Here is a 23,544-nt window from a genome sequence, read left to right as displayed (position 1 = left end):
CATTTTTAGCAAGTCAATAGGTTGTTCAAAATATGTCCAGGCGGCATGTTATTTGGTGGAGTGTTGAATGATCGCGAAAGAGGCGATTCTCAATGTGTCTGGGCGGTCAGGTAATAGCGAAACTCCGGGCTGTCTGCCAGGCTCACACCTTCACGGATATCCGCTTCAATGGCTTTGCACAAGGCTGCTTCGTCCTGGGCTTCAATGGCGCTCAGGGCTTCGCTGTGACGGTCGATCAGCTGGTCCAGGTCCAGTTCATCCAGTGCCAGGCGCATGAAGGGACCAAGCTGAAGCCAGAGACTTTCCACCATGGGCAAGGTGACCTGGTTGGGGTTGGCGGCATAGAGCGTGCGATGAAAAGCCTGATTGAGAATGCCGGACTGCTCCAGTTGGCCTTGCGCCTGCAATTGATCGATCTGGGCATCAATTTGTCTAAGCTCATTGAGGGTAGCTGGCGTAATATAGGGGAGTGCGCGTGCCGCCGCATGGGTTTCGATACAGATGCGGGCTTCGCACAGTTCCCTGAACTTGGGCGCAGTCATGCCCGGCACCTGGATACGACGATTGTCCCCGATCTCCAGGGCGTTTTCTGCCGCCAGCTGCCGCAGTGCCTCGCGAACCGGCATATTGCTGACATCCAGAACACCGGCCAACTCGCGAATGGTCAGAGCACGTCCGGGCAGTATTTCTCCACACATCACGGCGTTGCGAAGTGTCTTATATACCCATTGGGTGATAGTTACAGCGTCAGAGCGCTCGGTTAAGGTGATTTGTATTGGGGACGTTTTATCCATGTCGGTTCCGGCCTGGAAGTGTTGCCCACAGTGTAATGTGATCACGGATGCCGGTGAATGTTTTCTTTCAGCACCGGGCTGTAAAGCAACTGCGATACCTTGCACGCGAAACGACCGCAGCCTGCCAGGTCTGGCCCGATATCCGGGCCGATGGGTGAGCGGGGCGCGGAATGATATCCAGAGAGAATCTTCTATGTCTGTTGATAATGAAAAAGAATTGGACCTTTTTATTACCGATCTGAACGGTAATCTGCGAGGCAAACGCATGCCGGCGTCGGCGCTGAATAAAATCATGGAAGAGGGCGTTAAACTGCCGCGTTCCGTGGTCGGGGTCGATTTCTGGGGTGATGATGTCCTGGATAACGGGCTGGTATTTGAAACGGGTGACAGTGATGGTGTTTGCATGCCGGTGCAGAAAGAGCCGGTATCCGTGCCCTGGGCGGAATCTCCACGCAGCCAGCTGATGGCAACCATGTTCAACCCTGATGGTTCTCGTTTCCTGGCGGATCCGCGCCAGGTGCTGGCATCGGTAGTCGACCGTTTCAAGGCACTGGGACTGACGCCGGTAGTGGCCACCGAACTTGAGTTTTACCTTATGGATGCCGAGTCTGAAGAGACTCAGCGTCCCAAGCCGCCGGTACTGGTTGAAGGTCATGGTCGCCGACTGGCGGAGACGGACTGTTACTCGATTGATGAAATGGATGGCCTGGCCTCTTTCTTCGCCGAGGTCCGTGCTACCTGTGAGCTTCAGGGAGTGCCGGCCGATACGATTATCTCCGAGTTGGGCCCGGGCCAGTTCGAGATCAACCTCAACCACGTGGACGACCCCATGCTGGCCGGTGACCAGGCCATCATGTTCAAGCGCCTGGTGCGTGGTATTGCCCGTAAGCACAACTATTCTGCCACCTTCATGGCCAAGCCCTATGCCGACAAGAGTGGCAACGGTTTCCATGTTCATTTCAGCCTGCTGAATGAACAGGGTGAGAACGTGTTCGACAATGGCGGTGAAGAGGGTACGGATGTACTCATGCATGCGGTGGCCGGTCTGATGCAGACCATGCCGGAAAGCATGCTGGCCTTTGCACCGCACCTGAACTCCTACCGTCGCTTTATGGTGGGGGCGCATGCGCCGACCTGTGCCAGCTGGGGCTATGAGAACCGCACCGTGGCGATCCGTATTCCGGAAAGCCCACCCGTTGCACGCCGTATTGAACACCGTGTTTCCGGTGCGGACGCCAACCCATACCTGGTGCTGGCGACCATTCTGGCGGGGGCTCTGTACGGTATTGAAAACAAGCTGATGCCGCCGGAGTCCGTAGAAGGCGATGCCTACTCGGAAGATGTGGATCCTGAACTGGCGCTGCCGAACAAGTGGGATGATGCCATCAAACTGTTCAGCCGCAGCAAGATCCTGAAGGCGTACATGGGTGAGGAGTTTGTCCATGTCTTTACCGCTGCCAAGCGCCAGGAGCTGCAGAAGTTACACGCGCAGATTTCCGATATTGAATACGAGTCCTACCTGGGCTTTCTTTAATACGAGCTGCTGAGTAATTGGGGTAAAGAGTATGAAAGTCGGAATCCTGGCGGCGGGAACCTCGCCGGATGAGCTGGTCAGCCAGCATGGCAGTTACGCCGATATGGTGCAGGACCTGCTGCAGCGCTCAGGTGTCGACGCCGAGTTCTGCCGCTATGAGGTGAGGCTGGATGAATTTCCCGCCGGAGCCGGTGCCTGTGATGCCTGGGTAATCACCGGCTCCAAACACAATGTGGACGAAGGTACGCCCTGGATTACGCGTCTGGAAAGCCTGGTGCTGGAGATTGTTGCGGCGAGAAAACCTCTGGCTGGTATCTGCTTCGGGCATCAGATTATTGCTCAGGCATTGGGCGGCAAGGTTGAGCGGTTTGACGGTGGCTGGGGTCTGGGGTTGCAGGAGTATGCCTTGCTGGATACCGGGTTGCTCGACACCGGTGAAGCATCAAGCTTCAGTATCAATGCCATTCACCAGTATCAGGTGGTTGAGAAACCGGAGTCTGCCGAGGTGTTTGCCACTTCTGATTTCTGCCGTTATGCCGGCCTGGTGTATGGCGACAGGATTGTCACGCTGCAAGCGCATCCCGAGTTCCAGAGTGATTTTGAGCAGGCGCTGCTGCAGTTGCGCAAGGGCGCGGTGTTTTCCGATGCGGATGCCGACAAGGCGCTGGCTAGCCTGGATTTGTCAGCCAGCGGCACAGACTCGGACCGGGTCGGTCACTGGCTGGCCCGCTTGATGATGACGGCCGAGTAAGTATTAAGGCTTAACTGGCCGGGTTTTATAAAAGGGGATACCCGTTGTCGCAGGTATAAATCTTGCGGCGATGGGTGTCCTTTTTTTGTGTCCAAAATAAACCGACCCGGTTTTTTTTATCGAAATACAGCCGTCCTTTATAACCCTCGTTATTATTTTTGCACTGAATTGGTGCGAGCTGTTCGATTGCAGGGCATGGTTTTGCTTGGTTTGGACGTTCGTTGCTTTTGCAGGTGATTTATCGGGTGTTTGTCTTACATTCGAGGATCTTATGAAAACGTAAATATATCCCCTGGTGGGTATATATCTGCAAGCGGGGTGAAACGTAAGGTGTTTACACAAGGGCAAACGTCTCTGCGGAGATCATTTCCCACTGGGTTTACATGCCGGCGCCAAGACCGGTTCATCTAAATACGAGAAACAACATGTCTGCACTTTCACATACCACATCGTATTATGCAGCCTCTGCAAACGATAAGCGCATTCGCCCGGCTCTGGAAGGTCAGGTGCAGGCGGATGTATGCATCATCGGCGCTGGTTTTACCGGACTGTCCACGGCGCTGCATCTGTCTGAACAGGGCTTCAAGGTTGTTGTACTGGAAGCCACGCGTATCGGCTTTGGCGCATCAGGCCGTAACGGTGGGCAGATTGTTCACAGTTACAGTCGAGACATCGATTTCATCGAACGCCACTATGGCCAGGAAACCGGCAAGGCGATGGGGGCCATGGCGTTTGAGGGTGGCAAGATCATTCGCCGCCTGGTGAAGGATTACGGCATTCAGTGTGATCTGAAAGACGGCGGTATTTTCGCAGCCTGTAACGGCAAACAGTTCAAAGAGCTGCAAGAGAAAAAGGCGCTGTGGGAGAAGCATGGCCATCCGGATCTGGAGCTGCTGAGCGAGTCCGAAGTGCGCTCTTACATCGGTACAAGCCGTTACGAAGGCGCACTGCTGGATAAATCCGGCGGTCATTTCCACCCATTGAACCTGGTGCTGGGTGAAGCCCAGGCCGTTGAGTCCATGGGCGGTGTCATCTACGAAGGCTCACCCGCTGTGAAAGTGGAAGAGGGTGAGAAGGTTAAGGTTCACACGCCCAAAGGCTGTGTAACCGCCAACTTTATCGTGGTGGCTGGCAATGCTTACCTCGGTGACCTTATTCCCAAACTACAGGCCCAGGCGATGCCCTGTGGCACTCAGGTGATCACCACTGAACCTCTGAGTGAAGCCCAGCAGCGTGACCTGCTGCCGCAGGATCAGTGCGTGGAAGACTGTAACTACCTGCTTGATTACTATCGCCTCTCTGGCGACGGTCGTCTGATCTACGGCGGCGGCGTGACCTATGGCGCTCGCGAGCCGGGTAAAATTGAATCCCTAATCGTGCCGAAGATGCTGAAAACCTTCCCGCATCTGAAAGAGACCAAAGTGGACTTCGCCTGGACCGGCAACTTCCTGCTGACCCTGATGCGCCTGCCCCAGTTTGGTCGTGTCGGTGCCAATGCCAACATCTACTACGCCCAGGGCTACAGCGGCCATGGTGTGACCTGTTCACATCTGGCGGGCAAGGTGCTGTCGGATGCCATTCAGGGCCAGGCCGAACGCTACGACATCTTTGCATCCCTGCCGCAATACCCCTTCCCGGGCGGCCGCATGATGCGCATCCCCTATACCGCGATGGGCGCCTTCTACTACAACCTGCGCGACAAGCTGGGTATCTGATTCCGGTAAACCCTGTTGGTTGGTGATCTGAAGCGCCAGATCATCAACCGACCTTGAAATAAGCATAATAAATCAAACAACAGGTCATTTTATGAATAGTAACCCGACCGTTTCTGCAGGCCCCCTGACGCAGAATCATCGTCAAAACCTGTCCCAGAAAACCCGCTGGATTCTGTTCTACAGTGCCATTATGGCGGGCTTTGGGTACCTTTCCACGCAATATGCTGACTCCGGCAATTTCGGCTTTATCAGCATCATGCCCGCTATTCTGACACTCTGTGTCGCGGTCTACAGCAAGCGCTCGCTGGAAGCCATCTTCGCCGGGATTATCGCCGGCTTGATTCTGCTCAACCCGATGGAAGTCGTTACCGGTCTGGGGGATCTCTCCATCAACGTGGTGATGAATGAGACCATCGCCTGGATCGTACTGGTGTGCGGCATGATGGGCGGTTTGATCAATATTCTGGAGCGGGGCGGCAGTGTCGTCAGCTTCGGTGAGATTCTGGCCCGTCGCATCAAAACCAAGCGCGGTACCATGCTGACCACTTGTTCTCTGGGCATCATGGTATTCATCGATGACTACCTCAACTCCCTTGCGGTGTCGGCATCGATGAAGACGCTGACCGACAAGTACAAAATCTCCCGCGAGAAACTGGCCTATCTGGTCGACTCCACTGCAGCACCGGTCTGCATTCTGGTACCGATCTCCACCTGGGCGGTCTACTTTGCTGCTCTGCTGGAAGAGAACGGTGCGACCGAATCCGGTAAAGGCATGTCGCTCTACATCGAATCCATCCCCTTTATGGCCTACGGCTGGGTGGCGCTGCTGGTGGTTTTCCTGGTCGCTGCAGGCGTGATTGGCAACCTGGGTGCCATGAAGCAGGCTGAAGCCCGTGCGCAGAAAGGTGAAACCGTACCCCCGGGCGTGGCGCAGGATGGCTTCGATACCTCGAAGATCAAAAAAGTGTCGCCCATGGTTGGCCTGATCAACTTCCTGCTGCCGATGGCCGTACTGGTCGGTGCCAGTGTTTACTATGAAATCGACCTGCTGCTGGGTGCCCTGACTGCATCCCTGTTCACCATGGTGCTGTACTACTGGCAGAGCCTGCTGAACTTTGGTCAGATGGTCGACTCAATGCTGGATGGTTTCAAAGTCATGCTGCATCCGATCGCCGTGGTCTGCGCAGGCTTCATGCTCAAGGACGTCAATGATCAGCTGGGTATGACCCCGTACATCATCGAGTCCATCACGCCTTATCTGTCAAAAGAGCTGCTGCCGGCACTGGTGTTCGCTGTCATGGCGGCGGTGGTATTCGCCACCGGTTCCAGCTGGGGCGTGTTCGTGGTGTCTCTGCCGATCGTGATTCCCATTGCCCAGACCATCGATATGTCCATGCCGCTGACCGTTGGTGCACTGCTCTCAGCGTCCGCATTTGGCAGCCACGCCTGCTTCTTCAGTGACTCCACTGTTCTGTCGGCACAAGGCTCCGGCTGTACCTCCATGCAGCATGCCTGGACCCAGATTCCTTACGCTCTGCTGGGTTCAGTGTTCGCCTTTATCGCCTTCCTGGTGCTGGGCTTCGCCTTCGCCTGATCCCTGCCTCACCCGACCCCTGTCATCCGGCCCCGACCGGGTGGCTGGGGTCACCCTCTACTCAAAGTTTCTGATACCGCCAAACTCTCTCTCCCCACTGGTATCGCTTTGTCATCCCGGGCGCGTCAAAATTCAGGCTGATTGGGCAGGCTTTCCCGCAGGTGTTGAATCAGCTGATTGCCGGACCAGCTCTGCCGATAGGCCAGACCAAAACTGTAGTGAAAACTGGGCTCAAAGGGTTTGATGACAAAGTCCCGGCTGGCGGCCAGGTTATCGAAAGCGGTAATCGGGTTGATCAGGCTTATCCCCACGCCGTTGGCAACCAGTGAACAGATCGCAGCAATATTGGCCTCGGTTTTACCGGCAATTCTGATGTTGTTTTCATTGATGAGTGCCAGAAGCTGATCAGCAGCCAGGTTTGGCTGGTTGGGTATTACCAGATGCTGGCCGCGCAGGTCTTTTACATGAATGGTTTCCAAGTCTGCCAATGGGTGGTCTTTGGGGACCAGGCAGACGGCTTTTACACTGAAGAGTTCTTCTACAACCAGCGCCTGTGAGTTGACCGGCAAGGTTACAAAGCCTGCATCAAAGTGTCCTGCCTCGATGGAGCGCACCACTTCGGGGCTGGGCATGATGTCGAAGTAAATGCTGTATTTCGGGTTGATCCTGAGAATGTTGGCAATCAGCTTGGGGACAAAGGCGAAGCCCAGCGCGGGTGCCGATGCCAAACGCATGCGTGAGGCACCAAATTCTCTGAGAGCAACAATGCTGTGCTTCATCTCCTCAAGGTTGTCCATCAACCTGAGAATTTCACCATAGAGCTCATCCGCCTCCGGCATGGGAACCAGCCGTTTCTTATGCCGGATGAACAGCGCCATATTGATATTTTCTTCCAGTTGAGCCAGCGAACGGCTGACCCCGGACTGGGTTATGCCCAGCTCCTTGGCCGTCCGTGTGGCTGTTCCCTGCTCATAAAGCGTCTTGAAAATAATCAGGGATTTCAGCGAATTCAGATTAATGTCAGCCATTACCAGTGCCCATCTTGTTGTTTTCTATTCGGTTTTAACCGGATTAGACGTGATCAAACTGTCATTATAGTTGATGACTAAAAATCATATTTTAATGAAAAAACATTATGCGTTGAAATAATAAAAAATATCTCCCTATAATCATTTCCATACTAAAAACAACAGAATTTTGACAACGGAGTATTTGATTCCATGACCGGGAACGCTCTCTTTTATCAAGCCAGTGGCCAGTTGCCGCTGGTCTCACACGCAGACGGCATCTACATCTGGGATGTCGATGGCAAGCGTTATATTGATGCCTGTTCGGGTGCCATTACCTGCAATCTCGGTCACAACCATCCGGCTGTTAAAGCGGCAATGGCTGAGCAACTGGGCCGCGTTGCATTCAGTTATCGCACCCAGTTTGAAAGCCAGGTGGCGATTGATCTGGCAGAAGAACTCGTCGAGCTGACGCAAGGGGATCTGGATAAGGTTTTCTTTGTCGGAAGCGGATCGGAAGCGGTTGAGAGTGCCATGAAGCTGGCACGGCAATATTTTGTCAGTATTGGTCAATCACAGCGTACCCATTTTGTCTCCCTGCGACCCTCCTACCACGGCAGTACCCTCGGCGCGCTGAGTTTAACCGGCTACCAACCCCTGGAAGCACCTTTCACGGATATCACATTGGGGTCGATCAAGGTTCCTTCTCCTGATTTCTACCGCTATCAAGAAAACACCCTGGAAGAGCATGTTGCGTCCGTATTGGCTGAAACCGATGCGGCCATTGCCGAGGTGGGCGGTGAACACATCATCGCGATTGCCATCGAGCCTGTTGGCGGGGCCAGCACCGGAGCACGCATGCTCAACCGTCAGTACATGGAAGGCATTCGCGAGATCTGTGACCGCCATGGCTGTCTGCTGATTCTGGACGAAGTGCTCTCTGGAATGGGCCGTACAGGCGAATGGTTTGCCTACCAACACTGGGGCGTCAAACCCGATCTGATCGCGTTGGCCAAGGGGATGGGGGCCGGCTATTACCCGGTGGCCGCCATGATGGCCAGACAGGAACTGGTTGACCAGGTGTTGGAGACGGGCGGTTTCATGCATGGCCACACCTATGCCGGCAATCCTCTGGCCTGTGCTACGGCTCTGGCCGTTGTCAGAGCAACCAAGGAGCAGGAGCTGGTTGCCAATGCTGCCCGTCAGGGAGCCTATCTGAGAGAAGGCCTGGATAAGTTGGCAGAAAAGCATGCCTGTATCGGTCAGGTGCGTGGCGTAGGTCTGCTTCAGGGCGTCGAGTTTGTCGCTGATCGTGACAGCAAAACCCCATATCCCGCTGAAGACAACATTTTCAATGAGATCACTCGCCTGGCCAAAGCACGTGGCTTGCTGGTGTATCCAAGACGAACCCTGGACGGTGTGCGTGGTGATCATGTGCTGATCACTCCACCGCTGACGGTAACACGAGAGGAAATCGACGAAATTCTGCGCCTGTTCGATCAGTCACTGGCTGATCTGAGTGGCCGGTAATACTCCAAAAACGAAAGGGGAAATGCAATGTTGAAAAAAATGATAATGACAGCCTGTTTCGGGCTGGCACTTGCATCAAACGCTCAGGCTGCCGGTGGCCTGGAGACGGTTAAAAGCGAAAATGAACTGACTTTTGCCATGTCCGGTGCCTACCCTCCGTTCAACTTTGTAGATGAACAGGGTGATCTGGCGGGGTTCGATGTTGAGATCGGCCGTGAAATTGCCAAACGCATCGGCGTTGAAGGCGAGCCGATCGCAACGGCCTGGGATGGCATCATCGCTGGCCTTCTGGCTAACCGTTACGACACGATTATTGGCTCCATGGCCATTACCGATGAGCGTCTCAAAACCATCGATTTCTCCAACCCTTACTACCGCTCAGGCGCTCAGCTTTTTGTTAAGAAAGGCGCCGAATCGACCAGCCTGGCAGAGCTGAAAGGCGCCAAAATCGGCGTCACCCTGGGGACCACCTTTGAAGGCTGGCTGCGTGAAAATGCACCGGATGTAGAAGTACGCACCTACAAGGGTGTTCCCCAGATGATGATGGAAACCCAGTCCGGGCGTTTGTCTGGCTTTGTCACTGACCGTCTCACCGGGCTGATGGCCATTCAGGAACGGGATATGCCGATTCAGATGGCGGGTGACCTGCTGTATCCGGAGCTGATTGGCATTGCCATGCAGAAAGATAACCCTGAGCTGCTCAGCGCCATCAACAAGGCACTTGCTGATATGCAGGCTGACGGGACCTATCAGCAGATCAGTGAAAAGTGGTTCGGTACTGATATCCGATAAGGGGCGCGGCAATGTTCGACTGGGCAATCATCGTTAAGTATTTTCCGATTCTTTCGGAAGCAGCACTGCTGACACTGTATATCTCGGTTATCTCTCTGGTACTGGGGCTTATATTCGGTTTGGCGGCTGCGCTGGCACGGCTATCCAGTAATCGCGTGCTTTTTGGTATCGCCAGTTTCTACATCTGGCTGATCCGTTCCACTCCGCTGCTGGTGCAGCTGTTCCTGATCTACTACGGGTTGCCTCAGTTCGGATTGGAGTTGTCTCCATTTGTATCAGGGGTATTGGGGCTGGCACTCAATGTGGGGGCCTACAACGCCGAAACCATTCGTGCCGGCATTCAATCCATCAGCCATGGTCAGACCGAGGCGGCGCTTTCAATCGGCATGACCCATGCGCAAGCCATGCGCAGGATCATTCTCCCGCAGGCGGTACGTAACATCATTCCGCCCTTGGGGAATAACTTTATCATCCTGATCAAGGATACCTCTCTGGTGTCGACCATCACTCTGGTGGAGCTCACCATGAAAACCCAGCAGCTGGTGGGTACAACCTATAAACCCTTCGAGCTGTATCTGGCGGCCACCATCCTCTATGCCATCCTGACGTCCGCAACCGCACTGGCGCTGCGAGCCGTCGAAAAACGGATGCACCTGAAGACCCAAAGGAGTTAACCATGAGTGACGCTATCGTCAGAGTCGAGGCGCTGAGAAAGTGTTACGGCGACCTGGAAGTGCTGCGGTCGGTGGATCTGCAGGTTGAAGCCGGGGAAGTCATTTGCATCATCGGGCCCAGCGGGTCTGGCAAAAGTACGCTGTTGCGCACCATTAACCACCTGGAAGTCCCCACTGCCGGGGAGATCCATGTCAATGGCATGTTTATCAACGATACCTCCCTGAAGGGCAAAGCGTTTGATAAGCACCTGTGCGAAGTGCGGACCAACCTGGGCATGGTGTTCCAGCACTTTCACCTGTTCCCCCACATGAGCATCCTGCAAAACGTCATTGAAGGCCCTGTGCAGGTGCTTAAACAGAACAAGGCCGAGGCTGAGGAGAAGGCGATGCAGCTGCTGACCAGTGTCGGTTTGGCAGACAAGCGTGATGCCTATCCCGACATGCTGTCCGGCGGCCAGAAACAGCGTGTGGCGATTGTGCGTGCGCTGGCCATGAACCCGAGCGTCATGCTGTTTGATGAGCCTACCTCAGCACTGGACCCGGAGTTGGTCGGCGAAGTGCTGTCGGTGATGGAGGGCCTGGCCAAAGAGGGCATGACCATGCTGATCGTGACCCATGAGATGGAGTTTGCCCGCAAGGTAGCCGACCGCGTCATTTTTATGGATGGCGGTTTCATTGTGGAGCAGGGGACACCGGATCAGGTCTTCGGCAATCCTCAGCATCAACGTACCCAACAATTTCTGGCCAGTATCCACTCATGAACAAGCAGCAAACAATTGAGCAGGCCATTGCTCAGATCCCGGACGGGGCAAGCATCATGGTCGGAGGCTTCGGCAGCCCGGGCACACCCTTTGCGCTGATCGATGAACTGCTTAAGCAGGGACAGAAGCACCTTACCCTGATCAAGAACGATGCCAATGAAATGGGCATCGGTATCAGCAAGCTGATTGAAAACGGGCAGGTCGATAAGCTGGTCTCGACCCATATCGGCCTGAACCGCCGCGTCATCGAGCTGATGAATGAAGGTGTGCTGGAAGTGGAATTTCACCCCCAGGGCATTTTTGCGGAAAAGATCCGCACGGCCGGTGCCGGCAGCTTCGGTTTTCTCTCCGATATCGGTTTAGAGTCTGAAATTACCAAGCCTGAGGACCTGCTCGACTGGAAAGGTGCACGATACAAGGTGGAGATGGCATTGGGGGCTGACTTTGCCCTGATCCATGCGGCCCAGGCCGACACCTTTGGCAACCTGGTGTACCAGGGCAGTGCCATTAATTTCAGCCCGTTGATGGCCATGGCGGCGAATCAGGTGATCGTGGAAACCGCCCACTGCCGTGCGCCGGGTGAGCTTGAGCCTGCCTGTATCCACACTCCCAGTGCTTTTGTAAGCAGTCTGGTGGTGTTACCCGCCCTGACGAATGACTACGGGATTATGGAACATCATGTCCGACATTAATCGCATTATCAGTCGTGCTGCCCGCGAAATTCAGCCGGGCAATATCGTGAATCTGGGGATAGGGTTGCCGACTCAGGTTATCCATCACCTGCCGGAGGATATGGACGTTCTTATCCATACCGAAAATGGCGTGCTGGGGGCCTGGAAGCAGGCGCAGCCGGAGCAGATGGATCCGTTTCTGATCGACTCTGCTGGCGCATATATCGCGACGCGCCCTGGCAGCGCCTTTTTCGACAGTGCCGTGTCCTTTGCCATGATACGTCGCGGCAAACTGGATCTGACCATGATTGGCGCTTTTGAAGTCGATCAGCAGGGCAATCTGGCCAACTGGAAGATTCCGGGCAAGTTCTCCCCTGGTATCGGTGGCGCCATGGAGCTGGCGCAGAAAACGCCGCGTATTGTGGTGTTAACCACCCATTGCGATAAGAAGGGCGCCCCCAAGGTCCTTAAGCACTGCCGTTTACCGCTTACCGCAGCGGCCTGTATCTCGCGCATTATCACCGAGAAGGCCGTGATCGATGTGACGCCGGAAGGGTTGGTAGTGCGAGAGAAGCTGGAGCCCATCAGCAACGAAGCGCTGCAGGCAATAACGGAAGCCGAGCTGATCTTCCCGCCGGAACTGGAGGCATCATGAGTCTTGCCGAGCATGAACAGCAGATACTGAAAAGCTGTGATCAGGTCTTTGATGACGCCATTGCTTTCACCAAGGATATGGTGCGTCAGTATGCCGTGTTGAATCAGGAACAGGGTGTGCTCAATGTGGTTGAAGGCCAGTTGAACGACCTTGGCCTGCCGGCGCAGCGCGTAGAGATGAAGCATGACGCCATGTGCGGTCATTCGCTGTATGCGCCTGTGGAGTGGGATCACGAGAACAAATACAACCTGGTCTCCCAGTTGAACCGGGGGGAAGAAGGCAAAACACTGGTGCTCAATGGCCACCTGGATGTGGTCAGTGCCGATCCGCCGGATATGTGGACACACCTGCCGAATGAGCCCTGGGAGAAAGATGGCTGGCTCTATGGCCGTGGTGCCGGTGATATGCAGTCCGGTGTGGCCGCCATGATCTACGCAGTGCATGCCGTGCGTCATGCCGGTTTTGAGATCAAATCGCCCCTGACGATACAGGCCGTTGTAGAAGAGGAATGCTCCGGTAATGGTGCTCTGGCCTGCCTGCAACAGGGTTTTGGCGGCGATTTTGTCTTGATCCCTGAGCCGTTCGGCCCGCAAATCTACACCGGTCAAGTGGGCGTGCTCTGGTTCAAGGTGGTGGTGAGGGGCAAGCCCGCGCACGTGCTGGATACCTCTGCTGGGCAGAATGCCATCGAAAAACTGCAGCTGCTGATTCCCTGGCTCAAATCACTGGAAGACGAGTTGAACTCCAACTTCCGTGCGTCTCCTTATGATGCGATTGAACGGCCCTTCAACTTGAACATCGGCACCATTCAGGGCGGTAACTGGGCATCCAGTGTGCCTTCGCATGCGCAGATGGAAGGTCGAATCGGTTTTCCTCCCGGCATGTCCGCCAATGAGATCATGCAACGGGTAAATGACTGCATCGAGCAGGCTGCGCGAACGGAGAAGGCCTTTGTCACGGAAAAGCCGGTTTTGCGCTTTCACGGCTTTCGTTCCGAAGGGCATCTGGTCGATATGGCTGATCCGGGCATCAACCTGTTAAGTGGCTGTCATGAGTCGCTGACTCAGGAGCGGCCCAAAGAATACCTGTCGACCTGTACCACTGACCTGCGTGCCTTCCATTTTTATAGCCGTACGGCCGGTACCTGCTACGGGCCAGTTGCGCGCAATATTCATGGCATCGACGAGAGCGTTGATATCGAGTCCATCCGCCATGTTCTGAAAACTTATGCCCTGTTTATCAGCCGCTGGTGCAAACTGGAGCCCGCATGAAACCTGTTTTTATTACCGATTATGCGCGCACTGCATTCAGCCGCGCGCACCCGAAAAAAACCGAAGTCGATGCTTTGGCAGAGCAGCCCGCTGACAGGCTTTTGGCTGAATTGATTGATTACTCGCTGGAACGTCGCCGAGTAGACCCGATGCTGGTTGATGACTTTAATCTGGGCTGTGCACTGGCGGTAAAAGAGCAGTGGAGCTTTGGCGGGCGTTACCCGCTGTTTGAGAGCCGCTTGGGGGACCAGTGCGCCAGTCGTCAGATTGATCAGCAATGTGGCTCGGGCCTGGCAGCACTTCGTTTCTCGGCATGGAGTATTGCTTCAGGCTCGGCGGATATTGCTCTGGCTGGAGGCTATGAGCACATGACGCGCGTTCCAATGGGGCCGGTCCTGTTTCAGGACGGTGTGCTTACGATACCCGAGTTGCCGACTGACACTGGCAAATCCTATGAGATGTCAGTGGTAATGAATATGGGGCTAACTGCGGAGCGACTGGCGACTCAGGCAGGCATCTCCCGTGAGCAGATGGATACATTCGCAGTCCGCTCTCATTCGTTGGCGGCACGGGCACAGCAGGCAGGTGTCTGGGCTGACGAGATCATGCCGGTCCAGCTTGCGAACGAAGAGGTATTTCAGCAGGACGCCAACATCCGTGCGGATACCCGGCTGGACGTTTTGGCAGCCCTGACCCCGGTGTTTGCCGAACAGGGACAGGTAACGGCCGGTAACAGTTCCCCCCTGACCAGCGGTGCCGCGCTTGCAACGCTGATGTCAGAAGAAGCGCTGAAAACCCATAGCCAGGAGCCTTTGGCTCGGGTGCTGGGGTGTGTTGACCGGGGCGTGAAGCCCGAGTTGATGGGCGCCGGGGTTGTGCCGGCTGTGCAGCGGCTCTTGGCTCAGTTTGATCTCAAGCCTGAGCAAGTTGACCTTTGGGAGATCAATGAAGCCTTCAGCGTAGTGCCGCTCTATGCCATTCAGGCCCTGAATCTGGACCCTGAAAAGGTCAATCTTCATGGCGGGGCTTTGGCCCTGGGTCATCCGCTTGGCGCAACCGGTATTCGTTTGGCGGGTACGCTGGCGCATAGCCTCAAGCGTGAAGGCAAAAAAATGGGTGTAGCCGCCGCCTGCATTGGGGGTGGTCAAGGTATAGCGGTACTTATCGAAAGCTGCTGAGTGTGGGCAAAGCAAAGGGTTTGGACATCGCTGATGCCTGAGGTATAACCATAGATAGCAGCCAGAGATGATGAAAGTGCTCTGGTAGCTGCACTGTGTTTCTACTGATGGAGCCGATGCAGATGTCAGCCCTTGAGTTAAAGCTCCCGCCACCGCTGGTCACTGTACTGGTCGCCTTGCTGATCTATGGCGGGCAGCGAATGACACCCTCAAGCCTGAGCGTTTCGATTGCACCTGGCTGGGCGCTGCTGCCCCTGGGCGTTTCCTTGCTGCTCGCGGTAATGGCGGTAGCGCATTTTTTCAAGGCCGGTACCACGGTGCATCCGCATTGCCCCGAGAAAAGCAGTTCTCTCGTCGCGCACGGCATCTACCGCTACAGCCGCAACCCCATGTATCTGGCGCTTCTCTTGATGCTGGTGGCCTGGTCTTTGTATCTGGGCTGGCTGTTGGCTCCGCTGGGCTGGGCGCTGTTTGTATTCTGGATTACCCGGTTCCAAATCCTGCCTGAAGAACGCACCCTCACGCGTCTGTTTGAAGATGAATACCGGGCTTACTGCCAGCGCGTCAGGCGCTGGCTCTGACAATATTCGAGAATATTCAAGCGGCGTTGTACATGGATTGCAGCTCCTCCATCCCCTTCAGATTACCGGGCAGGTCTCGATGACTGAGGGTGTCGGTTATGACTTGTCCTTGCCATTCCTGCTCCAGACGGTTGCGCTCCGGTGTGGATTTGAACTGGGCAATGAACCGGTTCACCTCGCTTAACAGGTTTGCATTTTCCGGATCTGCGGCCACGGCCATGGAATAGAAGTAGGATTGTTCAGCCAGATTGCCGGACAGGATCTCGATCTTGTCGTACCATGGGCTTTCCGGGTTGTTACAGGCCCAGTAGTAGATCGGCAGGTCGACCATGAAGGCATCGACGATGCCGTTGGCCAGGCAATCGTGGATGCGGCTCTGGTCGGAGTACGCCAGCAGGTTGGAAAGCTGGATCTTGTTGCCTGCACCGGTGCCGACACCCAGGCTCTCCAGCACGGCAAAGGCAGCCGGGTCGTTGATAATGCCCAGTGTTTTACCCTGAAGGTCTTTGATCTGGTTGATTCGGCTGTCGCCTTTGCGACGCGCCAGTACACAGTGCAGGTAGGTGTAGGGCTCGGAATAGGCGACGTGGGCGTAATCTGCGTCAGGCGGCAGGGCGCTGATCACGATATCAGCTGGTGCACCGCCGGGCTTGTCGCTGCTGAACAGCCGCTCGGTGCACAAGTCCCAGGGTGTTTCGACAAACTCGCAGCGTACGCCCAAATGACGCGCCAGGGCTTCGGCATAACTGATATCAAGGCCTCTCAGAGCACTGCCCTGTTTCTGGCGGAACGACAGGCCGACGAACTGGGGTTCGACGGCAACGCGCAGGCTGCCACGCTGCCGGATCAGGCTGAGGCGGTCTTGCCCCCGACTGAGCCCAAGCTGTCGGTTCATGCGCTCGACCGGCATCTGGGCGGAGGATAGGTTCTCCATATCCGCAGGCAGATGCTCCAGCCCCTGCCCGACTTGAGTCGCGAGCTCACTGATCCAGGTCTGCTTGTCCTGTACGCGCCCCATCACGTCCTGCAGCAGGTGCAGGGTCTCAAACAGGATATCGGTATTCTCGCGCACCTGACCAATATCGTCATTGATATGACTGAACAGCTTGCCAAGACGCTCGCTGGAAAAGTTAACGGCCTCATCTGAGGCTTCCAGTTTATCCATGCTGTGTTGGCGCAGGCTGGACAGGTCTTCTTCTATGGCCGAGAAGTTGAGCTGCTCACGGGCTTCTTCCACATGCTTTACGGTGACTTCTGCCAGATTGCGCACTTCGTTGGCTACAACTGCGAAGCCTCGTCCGTGTTCGCCTGCGCGTGCAGCCTCGATGGCAGCATTCAATGCCAGCAGGTTGATTTGCGCACCAATGCGAGTGATGTTTTCCAGTACGGCGTGGGCACTGTCGGCCTTGGCTTCCAGCTTGCCGGCGATGCCTTCCATCGCTTCAATGACGGCATTACTGGTATCGCCCACCGTTTCACGGAGCGTATGTTGCAGCTGACGCACTTCATCCCAGGACTGGCCCACCTTGTCAGCGGCTGCGTTCAGTTCCTGCTCCAGCTGTTGTGAACGCTGGTCCATCTGTTGAATCAATCCCTCCTGTTGCGCCAGGGCGCGGTTGGCGTGACCCGTGAACAGCTGCACACGTTGCAGCAGGCCGGCGATGGACTGGGTCAGGGTGTGCAGAGCACCGCCCTGATGTGAGCTTTCCTGAGTCCTTAGTTGCCCTTGAAGTTCGACCAGACACTGGCGCAGGGCGGGGTCTGGCAGGCTGCGTTCATCCAGTTGGGCTGTTTGCAAATGTGACAGCAGTTCCACCAGTGTTTGACTGGAAGGGCCGGGACGGCGATGGCGACGAAATAGCATGATGGAGGCTCCACAATATCTTTATTGCGGGTAAAGCAAATTTCGTTCCAGTAAAGGCTTAGGCGGATTTGCGGCCTGTGACCAAGGCGAGGGTATTCAGGAGGGCGCCAAGCGCGTGCAGCTGCACCTGAGTGGTGCAGCTGTTTTGCGACAGGTGTCAACGGATTGCGGCAACGGTTTTCGCCTGTTCGGCCTTACTCAGGGTTTGCCAGGCATCGTACTGACTCAGGAATACTTCACCGGTGAGTTCATCCAGGAAGTGGGTCAGCTTGAGTTTATCCATAACCGGCCCTTTGACTTCAGACAGGTGGAAGCGTACCCCGCTGTCCTGCAGTCGCTGGTTGATCGCTTCCAGGCTTTCCAGCGCCGAGGCATCAATCAGGTTGACCGCCGGACACATCAAGACCAGATGTTCCAGCTCGGGCTGTTTGGCGACCAGGTCGTAGATACGGTCTTCCAGATAACGTGCGTTGGCAAAGTAGAGGCTCTCGTCCACGCGCAAGGTGAGCACACGCTTGCAGGTTTCCACATCGAAGCGGTCCACGTTTCGGAAATGCTGAGTACCCGGCACACGACCGACAATGGCGCTATGAGGTTTGCTGGTACGGTATAGATATAATAGCACCGATAGGCCGACACCGGCGATGATGCCCAGCTCCACACCTTCAACCAGGGTTAACACGATGGTCGCCAACATGGCGGCAAAGTCACTGCGGGAATAGTCCCAGGTGCGTTTCAGCGCGCTCAAATCCACCAGTGACAACACGGCAACAATAATGGTGGCCGCCAGTGTTGCCTTGGGCAGGAAAAAGATCAGCGGTGTCAGTACCAGGGTCGCGATGGCAATACCCACGGCAGTAAAGGCTCCGGCTGCAGGGGTTTCCGCACCGGCATCGAAATTGACCACGGAGCGTGAAAAGCCGCCGGTCACCGGGAAGCCGCCGGAGGCTGCTGAAGCCACGTTGGAAGCCCCAAGGCCGATCAACTCCTGGTCCGGGGAGATACGCTGGCGGCGCTTGGCAGCGAGGGTTTGTGCCACAGACACGGATTCGACAAAGCCCACTACGCTGATCAACAGTGCAGAGACAAACAGTTGCTGCCAGAGGTCGGCGTCAAAGCTGGGCAGATGCAGGCCGGGCAGGCCTGTGGGAACCGTACCTACGACTTTCACACCTTGTTCATCAAGACTGAGTCCCCAGGTTGCGACTGTGGTGGCGACTACCGCCAGTACAGGCCCTGCCTTGGCAACAATATCTGCCAGCCGCTCGCCCATGCCGAAGTTGATCAACATCGGCTTGAGCTGCTTACGCACCCAGAACAGGAACGCGGTTGCGGTAACACCGATCACCAGTGTCGGCAGGTTGATCTGGTTCAGTTTGGAACCCAGTGCCAACAGAATGTCGAGCAGGTTATGGCCTGAGGCATCCACCCCCAGGATATGTTTGAGCTGGCTGGCGGCAATGATAATGCCGGAAGCAGTGATGAAACCTGAAATAACCGGGTGGCTGAGAAAGTTGGCCAGGATGCCCAGTCGCATCAGCCCCATCAGAATCAGGATGCCGCCGGAAATAAATGCCAGCGCTGTGGCGGCCGCGAGGTATTCCGCGGTGCCCTGAAGTGCCAGGTTGCCTACGGCTGCAGCCGTCATGAGTGACACCACGGCCACCGGCCCAACCGCCAGGGTGCGGCTGGTACCGAAAATGGCGTAGGCCACCAGTGGCAGGATACTGGCATAGAGTCCGACCTCCGCCGGCAAGCCGGCCAGCAGTGCATAGGCCAGCGACTGCGGGATCAGCATGATCGTAACGATCAGGGCTGCCACCAGGTCACTGGTAAAGGTGCTCCGGTTATACACCCGGAGCCACTGCAGTATGGGAAGGTAGCGTTCTAGCATGCGAGTATCCTTACGGCTTTTTGGTGAGCCGATTAAGCGAGCTTATTTCTTGTCGGCAAAGTTGCAGGCTTCCTGGGCTTCCTGCTCGGTAGGCCGGTGCCGCAATACTTCAGGTTTGGCCATCCATTCATGTCCTTTCAGCATGGCGTTCCAGTAAATCCAGGGCAGCATCTTTTCCTTCAGCATCCATGAGAAGCGGCTGGGCTGTTTGCCATCCACCAGCCACTCCGGGAAGCTGGGTAGCAGCTTGCCGCCGTAGCCGAATTCCGCCAGGACAATCTTGCCGCGCTCAACCGTTAACGGGCAGGAACCATAGCCGTCGTAGACAGCCCTTGGCGCTTCGCCCTTGAGCGCACGCAGGATATTTTCTGCGACCACGGGGGCTTGCTTGCGAACGGCTGCTGCTGTCTTGGCGTTGGGTGTGTTGCCGGCATCGCCCAGTCCGAAGATGTCGCCGTAGCGGCTGTGCTGCAGGGTTTCCGGATTCAGCTCGATCCAGCCGGCGGCGTCAGCCAGGGGGCTTTCGCTGATGAATTTGGGTGCACGCTGAGGAGGGCAGACGTGTATCATGTCGAAGGCCTTTTCGATCTGTGTTGTGTTGCCTTCGGGGTCGGTGACGTTAAAGACAGCCGTTTTCCCAGAGCCATCGACAGACACCAGGTTATGCTGGAAGTTGAGCTGGATGCCATATTTTTCCACGTACTGCATCAGTGCCGGCACATAGTCGGCAACGCCGAACAGGGCTGCACCGGCGGTGCAAAACTCGACTTGAAGGTCCTGCAGCCGCGACTGGCGAGACCAGTGGTCGCAGGCCAGGTACATGGCCTTCTGGGGCGCACCGGCACATTTGATCGGCATGGGCGGCTGGGTAAACAGCGCCTTGCCCTTGCGGGTGCTTTGCACCAGTTCCCAGGTGTAGGGAGCCAGGTCGAACAGGTAATTGGATGTGACACCATTCTGCCCAAGGGTATCTTTGAGGCCCGGAATCGCCTCCCAATCCAATGCCAGACCAGGCGCAACCACCAGAATGCTATAGCCCAGTCGTTCACCATCTTCCAGTACCACCTGGCGCTGTTCCGGCTCGAAAGCGTGAGCGGCAGCCTGATACCACTTCACCTGCTGCGGCATTACATCCGACATGTTGCGCACGGTTTCACGGCGCTCGAATACACCCCCGCCGACCAGCGTCCAGCCGGGCTGATAGTAATGTTCCTGGCGTGGTTCGATAATGGCGATATCAAGATCCGGATTCCGCTGCAGCAGGCTGCCAGCGACGGACTGGCCGGCAGCACCGCCACCGACAATCAACACTTCATGGCGCCGCCCGGTTGCCCTGACCGGGTTCTCTGACTCGTGTGTCGCCATTGTCTGCAGACGTTCACGCTGGGCGCTGAGGTCATAGCCGGCATTTTGGGCGGCATTGAGGATGGCATCAGCATCCAGGTGGTGGGCCTCGGATAGTGCCCAGAGAGTGCAGCAGCGGGTGCCGGTGCGACAAAATGCCAGGACCGGCCCTTGGAGACTTTCCATCAACTCACGAAAACGGCTTATATCTGCATCGGTAATCTGGCCGGAAATGACCGGCTGATAATGCCAGGCCAGACCATGACGCTCTGCGGCAGAACGGATTTCAGCCATGTCCGGCTGGTCCTCGCTTTCGTTTTCAGGGCGATTACAGATGATCGATTTGAAGCCTTTGGCAGCCGCAAGGCCCACATCCGCAGCGGTAATCTGGGGGCTGACACTGAGAAAGGGCGTGAGTTGATGTAAATCCATGTTTGTCTCCGAGGCACTTATAGTTATTGTCGTTTCAAAACGGCTCAGAACAGGTTGATCGGTACTTTCAGATAGACCTGATCGTTATCTTCGGCTGGTGGCATCTGGCCGGCACGCATGTTGACCTGAACCGAGGGCAGGATCAGACGTGGCATGGCCAGCGTCGCATCGCGTTCAGTGCGCATGCGGACGAAGTCTTCCTCGCTGATGCCTTCCTTGACGTGAATATTGTGCTGGCGCTCGTCGGCAACGGTGGTTTCGTTGGCATATTCATCACGGCCCGGTGCCTTGTAGTCATGGCACATGAACAGTCGTGTCTCCGAGGGCAGGGAGAAAACACGCTGGATGGACTGGTACAGGGTGCGGGCATCGCCACCCGGGAAGTCACAGCGTGCAGTGCCGTAATCGGGCATGAACAGGGTATCGCCTACAAAGGCGGCATCGCCGAACACATAGGTCATGCAGGCCGGTGTGTGACCCGGTGTGTGCATGGCCTGACCGGTCAGCTCGCCGATACGGATTTCATCCCCATCCTGGAGCAGGGCATCAAACTGGCTGCCGTCGCGGGCGAACTCGGTGCCGGCATTAAAAGCCTTGCCGAACGTATCCTGCACGGTGGTGATGTGTGAACCAATGGCCAGTTTGGCACCGGTCTTTTCCTGCAGGTAAGGGGCTGCAGAGAGGTGATCGGCGTGGACATGGGTTTCCAGAATCCAGTCGACACTCAGGCCTTCTGCCTTGATGAATGCGAGGATCTCGTCGGCGGAACGCGTATCGGTTTTGCCCGCGGCATAATCGAAATCCAGCACTGAGTCGACAATGGCACAGTGGTGGGATGTGGGGTCTTGCACCACATAGCTGTAGGTGAAAGTCGGCTCATCAAAAAATGCCGTCACTTTGGGTTGCATAACGCCTCCGATCCTTAAGTGCTTATAGTTATATGCTTATAACGATTTAATTTATTCTAATATCGAAAGCTTAGGCAGGGAAAGACTAAATCGTTATAAACGCACTCTTGCTCATGCTTGGATGAAAAGCAGCGGGTTTTGACAGGAGAGGGAGGGATGTTGAAGCAGCGGACGAAACAAGTGCAGGGCCTGAATAGGCCCTGCAGGTAGGGAGTCTAAGGATCAGCCCTGCTTGGGGCCTACCCAGACTTGCTGGATATTGACGAACTCCATGATGCCGTGAGGGCCAAGCTCACGCCCATAGCCGGAGCGCTTGATCCCCCCGCTGGGCAGTCGTGGGTCGGTTTTGACGAGGCCATTCACCACTACCTGACCGGTTTCCAGGTCTGCAGCCATGGCTTCGCCACGTGCCCGGTCTGTCCAGATTGAGCCGGCCAGACCGTATTCGCTGTCGTTGGCGATAGCCAGTGCCTGCTCGGCATTTTCAGCTTTCAACACTACGGCCACAGGGCCAAAGGTTTCCTCGCGACAGGCCGGCATGTCGTTGGTCACGTCGGCCAGCAGGGTAACCGGGTAAAAGTACCCCGGCCCATCCAGCGGTTCGCCACCCAGCAGACAACGGGCCCCGGCGGCCTTGGTCTGCTCAACCTGACGTGCCAACTCGGCACGCAAGTCCTCACGTGCAATCGGGCCGATATCCGTATCTTCGTTGGCCGGGTCACCCACTTTCAAGGGAGCCAGTCGCGCTTCCAGCAGCTCAACAAAACGGTCATAGACGGGCGCTTCGACAATGATGCGCTTGGCTGCAATGCAGGACTGGCCTGCGTTGATGATGCGGGAAAAGCCGATCAGATCGGCAGCCTGTTCCAGGTCGGCATCAGCCAGCACGATGGCCGGGTCCGAGCCCCCCAGTTCCAGTACAGCCGGTTTCAGTTCCGATGCGGCCATGGACGCGACTTTGCTGCCACCGCCACTGGAGCCTGTAAAGGAGATCGCACGTACGGCCTTATGCCGAATGGCCGCTTCAACATCCGGGGTCTGCAGCGGCAGGTTCTGCACCACGCCTTCAGGGGCTTCTGCCTGTACAAACAGGTCGGCGATGGCTTCAGCGCACGCAGGCACATGGGGGTCATGTTTAATCAGGCAGGTATTGCCGGCCATTAATGCGGGTGCGCAGAAGCGAAACGCCAGCCAGAAAGGCGCGTTCCAGGGCAGAATGCCCATAACAGGCCCCAATGGCAGGTGTTGGATGTAGCTATGGCTGGCGTCGGATGCCAGGTCGTAGGTTTTCAGGTAATCCTCACCGTGCTCCGCATAGTGTTCGGCGCACCAGGCCGCTTTTTGCACTTCGCCGCGGGCTTCCTTGATAGGCTTGCCCATTTCATCGGTCATCAGGCGAGCCAGGCGTTCTTCTTGAGCACGCATCAGGTTGGCGACGCGTTGCAATAACTGGGCGCGTTCGCTGAATGAGGTCTTGCGCCACTGGCTGAAGCCCTGCAAGGCTGTGTCGATACGTGCCTCCATACCGGCACGATCCAGCGCCGGAACGGAGTGCAAGGTCTGTCCGTTGGTCGGGTTAATAACCGTCAGCATA

Annotated in this window: 20 protein-coding genes and 1 pseudogene; 13 read left to right on the top strand and 8 right to left on the bottom strand. The window is 56.2% G+C overall.

Annotated features, from left to right (window positions below):
* Positions 1-89: 89 nt before the first annotated feature.
* A complete protein-coding gene (locus tag BW956_RS01065) occupies positions 90-794 on the bottom strand; it encodes a GntR family transcriptional regulator (RefSeq protein ID WP_010321751.1) in 705 nt (234 codons plus the stop codon).
* Between the two features lie 193 nt (positions 795-987).
* Here BW956_RS01065 and BW956_RS01060 point away from each other — a divergent pair, with 193 nt between their 5' ends.
* The 4 genes from BW956_RS01060 (at position 988) to BW956_RS01045 (ending at position 6,388) form a co-directional block, all read left to right on the top strand.
* Positions 988-2,328, top strand: a complete 1,341-nt coding sequence (locus BW956_RS01060; protein ID WP_010321750.1) for a glutamine synthetase family protein — start codon at positions 988-990, stop codon at positions 2,326-2,328.
* Between the two features lie 31 nt (positions 2,329-2,359).
* Positions 2,360-3,079, top strand: a complete 720-nt coding sequence (locus BW956_RS01055; RefSeq protein WP_076460147.1) for a glutamine amidotransferase-related protein — start codon at positions 2,360-2,362, stop codon at positions 3,077-3,079.
* A gap of 425 nt (positions 3,080-3,504) precedes the next feature.
* Positions 3,505-4,794, top strand: coding sequence for an NAD(P)/FAD-dependent oxidoreductase (locus BW956_RS01050; RefSeq protein WP_010321748.1), 1,290 nt, complete (start codon positions 3,505-3,507; stop codon positions 4,792-4,794).
* Positions 4,795-4,885: 91 nt separating this feature from the next.
* Positions 4,886-6,388 (top strand): Na+/H+ antiporter NhaC family protein, encoded by a 1,503-nt coding sequence (locus BW956_RS01045; RefSeq protein ID WP_010321747.1) that lies wholly within the window; start codon positions 4,886-4,888, stop codon positions 6,386-6,388.
* Positions 6,389-6,513: 125 nt separating this feature from the next.
* On the opposite strand, the gene BW956_RS01040 is transcribed toward BW956_RS01045, so the two are convergent.
* A complete protein-coding gene (locus tag BW956_RS01040) occupies positions 6,514-7,416 on the bottom strand; it encodes a LysR family transcriptional regulator (RefSeq protein WP_076460145.1) in 903 nt (300 codons plus the stop codon).
* Between the two features lie 192 nt (positions 7,417-7,608).
* On the opposite strand from BW956_RS01040, the gene BW956_RS01035 reads away from it, so the two are divergent.
* The 9 genes from BW956_RS01035 to BW956_RS00995 all read left to right on the top strand — a co-directional run bounded on the left by BW956_RS01035 (position 7,609) and on the right by BW956_RS00995 (position 15,508).
* A complete protein-coding gene (locus BW956_RS01035; protein ID WP_076460143.1) occupies positions 7,609-8,925 on the top strand; it encodes an aminotransferase family protein in 1,317 nt (438 codons plus the stop codon).
* A 27-nt stretch (positions 8,926-8,952) separates the two neighbouring features.
* On the top strand, positions 8,953-9,717 hold the full coding sequence (locus tag BW956_RS01030; protein ID WP_217695076.1) for an ABC transporter substrate-binding protein: 765 nt from the start codon (positions 8,953-8,955) through the stop codon (positions 9,715-9,717).
* Between the two features lie 11 nt (positions 9,718-9,728).
* Positions 9,729-10,391 carry an amino acid ABC transporter permease gene (locus BW956_RS01025; protein WP_076460141.1) on the top strand — a complete coding sequence of 221 codons (663 nt, stop codon included), beginning with the start codon at positions 9,729-9,731 and terminating at the stop codon, positions 10,389-10,391.
* Positions 10,392-10,393: 2 nt separating this feature from the next.
* The gene (locus BW956_RS01020) at positions 10,394-11,152 is read left to right on the top strand and encodes an amino acid ABC transporter ATP-binding protein (protein WP_076460139.1); all 759 of its coding nucleotides are present in this window, start codon (positions 10,394-10,396) and stop codon (positions 11,150-11,152) included.
* Complete coding sequence (locus BW956_RS01015; RefSeq protein WP_076460137.1) at positions 11,149-11,844, top strand: CoA transferase subunit A; 696 nt, start codon at positions 11,149-11,151, stop codon at positions 11,842-11,844. The genes BW956_RS01020 and BW956_RS01015 overlap by 4 nt, the downstream gene beginning before the upstream one ends.
* The gene (locus tag BW956_RS01010) at positions 11,831-12,478 is read left to right on the top strand and encodes a 3-oxoacid CoA-transferase subunit B (protein WP_175611945.1); all 648 of its coding nucleotides are present in this window, start codon (positions 11,831-11,833) and stop codon (positions 12,476-12,478) included. Before BW956_RS01015 ends, BW956_RS01010 begins: the two co-directional genes overlap by 14 nt.
* Entirely contained in the window at positions 12,475-13,749 is a 1,275-nt protein-coding gene (locus tag BW956_RS01005) for an ArgE/DapE family deacylase (RefSeq protein ID WP_076460135.1), read from the top strand. Before BW956_RS01010 ends, BW956_RS01005 begins: the two co-directional genes overlap by 4 nt.
* Complete coding sequence (locus BW956_RS01000) at positions 13,746-14,927, top strand: acetyl-CoA C-acyltransferase (protein WP_076460132.1); 1,182 nt, start codon at positions 13,746-13,748, stop codon at positions 14,925-14,927. The genes BW956_RS01005 and BW956_RS01000 overlap by 4 nt, the downstream gene beginning before the upstream one ends.
* A gap of 122 nt (positions 14,928-15,049) precedes the next feature.
* Positions 15,050-15,508 (top strand): methyltransferase family protein, encoded by a 459-nt coding sequence (locus tag BW956_RS00995; RefSeq protein WP_083702931.1) that lies wholly within the window; start codon positions 15,050-15,052, stop codon positions 15,506-15,508.
* A gap of 16 nt (positions 15,509-15,524) precedes the next feature.
* On the opposite strand, the gene BW956_RS22830 is transcribed toward BW956_RS00995, so the two are convergent.
* From BW956_RS22830 to BW956_RS00970, 6 genes and pseudogenes are all read right to left on the bottom strand, one after another.
* The gene (locus BW956_RS22830; RefSeq protein ID WP_420811599.1) at positions 15,525-16,526 is read right to left on the bottom strand and encodes a substrate-binding periplasmic protein; all 1,002 of its coding nucleotides are present in this window, start codon (positions 16,524-16,526) and stop codon (positions 15,525-15,527) included.
* Between the two features lie 108 nt (positions 16,527-16,634).
* Positions 16,635-16,946 (bottom strand): annotated as a pseudogene (locus BW956_RS22825) (methyl-accepting chemotaxis protein); the annotation flags it as partial.
* A 583-nt stretch (positions 16,947-17,529) separates the two neighbouring features.
* A complete protein-coding gene (locus BW956_RS00985; RefSeq protein WP_076460126.1) occupies positions 17,530-19,266 on the bottom strand; it encodes a SulP family inorganic anion transporter in 1,737 nt (578 codons plus the stop codon).
* 42 nt (positions 19,267-19,308) lie between these two features.
* On the bottom strand, positions 19,309-21,042 hold the full coding sequence (locus tag BW956_RS00980; protein WP_076460124.1) for a bifunctional protein tyrosine phosphatase family protein/NAD(P)/FAD-dependent oxidoreductase: 1,734 nt from the start codon (positions 21,040-21,042) through the stop codon (positions 19,309-19,311).
* 44 nt (positions 21,043-21,086) lie between these two features.
* Entirely contained in the window at positions 21,087-21,950 is an 864-nt protein-coding gene (locus BW956_RS00975) for an MBL fold metallo-hydrolase (RefSeq protein ID WP_076460122.1), read from the bottom strand.
* Positions 21,951-22,172: 222 nt separating this feature from the next.
* Positions 22,173-23,543, bottom strand: coding sequence for an NAD-dependent succinate-semialdehyde dehydrogenase (locus tag BW956_RS00970; protein WP_076460120.1), 1,371 nt, complete (start codon positions 23,541-23,543; stop codon positions 22,173-22,175).
* Position 23,544 lies beyond the last annotated feature (1 nt).

Origin of the sequence: Marinobacterium stanieri (assembly GCF_900155945.1) — a bacterium.
GTDB classification, from domain to species: Bacteria; Pseudomonadota; Gammaproteobacteria; order Pseudomonadales; family Balneatricaceae; genus Marinobacterium; species Marinobacterium stanieri.
The sequence above is the reverse complement of the archived record's forward strand: the minus strand, read 5'-3'. Positions and strand labels throughout refer to the sequence as shown.

Coding starts and splice junctions, on each gene's coding strand:
- BW956_RS01065 (WP_010321751.1), bottom strand. CDS start 794: ATGGATAAAACGTCCCCAATACAAATCACCTTAACCGAGCGCTCTGAC.
- BW956_RS01060 (WP_010321750.1), top strand. CDS start 988: ATGTCTGTTGATAATGAAAAAGAATTGGACCTTTTTATTACCGATCTG.
- BW956_RS01055 (WP_076460147.1), top strand. CDS start 2,360: ATGAAAGTCGGAATCCTGGCGGCGGGAACCTCGCCGGATGAGCTGGTC.
- BW956_RS01050 (WP_010321748.1), top strand. CDS start 3,505: ATGTCTGCACTTTCACATACCACATCGTATTATGCAGCCTCTGCAAAC.
- BW956_RS01045 (WP_010321747.1), top strand. CDS start 4,886: ATGAATAGTAACCCGACCGTTTCTGCAGGCCCCCTGACGCAGAATCAT.
- BW956_RS01040 (WP_076460145.1), bottom strand. CDS start 7,416: ATGGCTGACATTAATCTGAATTCGCTGAAATCCCTGATTATTTTCAAG.
- BW956_RS01035 (WP_076460143.1), top strand. CDS start 7,609: ATGACCGGGAACGCTCTCTTTTATCAAGCCAGTGGCCAGTTGCCGCTG.
- BW956_RS01030 (WP_217695076.1), top strand. CDS start 8,953: ATGTTGAAAAAAATGATAATGACAGCCTGTTTCGGGCTGGCACTTGCA.
- BW956_RS01025 (WP_076460141.1), top strand. CDS start 9,729: ATGTTCGACTGGGCAATCATCGTTAAGTATTTTCCGATTCTTTCGGAA.
- BW956_RS01020 (WP_076460139.1), top strand. CDS start 10,394: ATGAGTGACGCTATCGTCAGAGTCGAGGCGCTGAGAAAGTGTTACGGC.
- BW956_RS01015 (WP_076460137.1), top strand. CDS start 11,149: ATGAACAAGCAGCAAACAATTGAGCAGGCCATTGCTCAGATCCCGGAC.
- BW956_RS01010 (WP_175611945.1), top strand. CDS start 11,831: ATGTCCGACATTAATCGCATTATCAGTCGTGCTGCCCGCGAAATTCAG.
- BW956_RS01005 (WP_076460135.1), top strand. CDS start 12,475: ATGAGTCTTGCCGAGCATGAACAGCAGATACTGAAAAGCTGTGATCAG.
- BW956_RS01000 (WP_076460132.1), top strand. CDS start 13,746: ATGAAACCTGTTTTTATTACCGATTATGCGCGCACTGCATTCAGCCGC.
- BW956_RS00995 (WP_083702931.1), top strand. CDS start 15,050: ATGTCAGCCCTTGAGTTAAAGCTCCCGCCACCGCTGGTCACTGTACTG.
- BW956_RS22830 (WP_420811599.1), bottom strand. CDS start 16,526: ATGGGGCGCGTACAGGACAAGCAGACCTGGATCAGTGAGCTCGCGACT.
- BW956_RS00985 (WP_076460126.1), bottom strand. CDS start 19,266: ATGCTAGAACGCTACCTTCCCATACTGCAGTGGCTCCGGGTGTATAAC.
- BW956_RS00980 (WP_076460124.1), bottom strand. CDS start 21,042: ATGGATTTACATCAACTCACGCCCTTTCTCAGTGTCAGCCCCCAGATT.
- BW956_RS00975 (WP_076460122.1), bottom strand. CDS start 21,950: ATGCAACCCAAAGTGACGGCATTTTTTGATGAGCCGACTTTCACCTAC.
- BW956_RS00970 (WP_076460120.1), bottom strand. CDS start 23,543: ATGCTGACGGTTATTAACCCGACCAACGGACAGACCTTGCACTCCGTT.